At 32.7% G+C, this 2,039-nt stretch carries 1 protein-coding gene; it reads left to right on the forward strand.

Annotated elements, in window-relative coordinates; genetic code table 11:
* Positions 1-1,986: elongation factor G (gene fusA / locus N2712_07935; GenBank protein MCX8029906.1), on the forward strand; the 1,986-nt coding region annotated here is incomplete at its 5' end.
* Positions 1,987-2,039 lie beyond the last annotated feature (53 nt).

Below are 2,039 nucleotides of genomic sequence, written 5' to 3' on the forward strand. Positions count from 1 at the left end.
TTATATTATACTGGTAGAATTTATAAGATGGGTGAAGTAAATGATGGAACAGCTACTATGGATTGGATGCCTCAGGAAAAAGAAAGAGGTATTACAATTACTTCAGCAGCTACTTATTGTGTGTGGAAGGATTATCAAATAAACATTATTGATACTCCTGGACATGTTGATTTTACTGTTGAAGTAGAAAGAAGTTTAAGGGTTTTAGATGGGTGTGTTGTGATATTTGATGCGGCTAACGGGGTAGAACCTCAATCGGAAACAGTTTGGCATCAGGCAGATAAATATAATGTTTCAAAAATTGTTTTTGTGAACAAGATGGATAGGATAGGAGCAAATTTTGAAGATACTGTTAATCAGATCAAGAAGAAGTTAGGTGCTGTGCCTTTAGTTTTGCAACTTCCAATAGGAGAAGCAGATGAGTTTGTTGGTATAATAGATTTAATAGAGATGTGTGGATATATTTGGGACGATGAAGAAGGAAAAGTTTTTCACAGAATAGAAATTCCTAAAGAATATTTAGAAAAAGCAAAATTATATAAGAAAAAACTTATAGAAACTTTAGCAGATTTTGATGACCATATAGCAGATAAATATTTGAATAATGAGGAGATATCTTCTGAAGAATTAGATGTTTCCGTAAGGAAATTTACTGTAAATAATAAAGTGGTGCCTGTTTTTTGTGGTTCAGCATATAAGAATCGTGGGATACAGTTGTTATTGGATGGAATATGTAAATATCTTCCGTCTCCTTTAGAATGCAAAGTAGAAGGTTTAGATGTAGATACTTTACAAAAAAAGCCGATTAAAAAATCAGAAAATGAGTTTTTATGTGGTTTAATTTTTAAAGTTCAAATGGATAAGTATTTTGGTAAATTGTTATACACTAGGATATATTCTGGGAAAATAAGAGTTAATGATTTGATATATAATCCAAGAACTGATAAGACAGAAAGAGTTGGTAGGATTGTTCGTCTTCATGCTCAACAAAAAGAAGACATAAAGGAAGCATATTTTGGAGATATTGTTGGTCTGATAGGTCTTAGAAATTTTACCACTGGAGATACAATATGTGAAAAAAAACATCCTATAATTGTAGAGAAAATAAGTATACCTGAACCTGTGATATGGGAAAAGATAGAACCTAAGACAAAATTAGATGAAGAAAGATTTTCTTATGGTTTAAGTAATTTGTTAGAAGAGGATCCTACTTTAAAAGTAAAAGTAGATCAAGAAACAGGTGAAACTATTATAGCTGGCATGGGTGAGTTGCATCTGGAAATTGTGGTCGACAGACTTAAAAGAGAATATAATGTTGAAGTGAGGACTTCTAAACCTCAGGTTGCTTATAGGGAGTATATAGTTGACAAAGTTATAGAAGAAGGAAAGTACATTAAACAAACTGGAGGTAAAGGTCAGTATGGACATGTGGTTTTAGAATTGACTCCTTTACCAAGAAATTCGGGAGTAAGATTTGTAAATAAAATAAAAGGAGGTGTTATTCCTAAAGAATATATTCCATCAATTGAAAGTGGAGTAAGAGAAGCATTAGAGTGTGGTCCATTGTTAGGATATCCTGTGATAGATTTGGAAGTAGCTTTAATAGATGGGTCATATCATGAAGTTGATTCATCTGAAGTGGCTTTTAAAATTGCTTCAGAAATTGCTATTAAAAATGCATACAGGAATGTAAAAGCAAAGTTATTAGAGCCAATAATGAAAGTAGAAGTTACTACGTTTGATGAGTACTTAGGAGAGGTATTGTCAGATTTTAATCTTCGTAGAGGCAAAATTATTAATGTAGAAGCCAAAGGACATATATATCATATTCAAGCTAATGTGCCTTTATCCGAGATGTTTGGTTATGCAACTGTGTTACGATCTTTAACTCAAGGACGTGGAACTTATGTCATGGAATTTTCACACTATGATGAAGTTTCAAAAAGTGTGTTAGACAGGATGGGTATAACTTTACAGGTAGTATAAAGTATAATTCTTAACGCCCGTGTAGCTCAGGTGGTAGAGCACCTCCTTGGTAA

The sequence above is a fragment of the Brevinematales bacterium genome, assembly GCA_026415355.1.
In the GTDB taxonomy this organism is placed as follows: domain Bacteria; phylum Spirochaetota; class Brevinematia; order DTOW01; family DTOW01; genus SKYB106.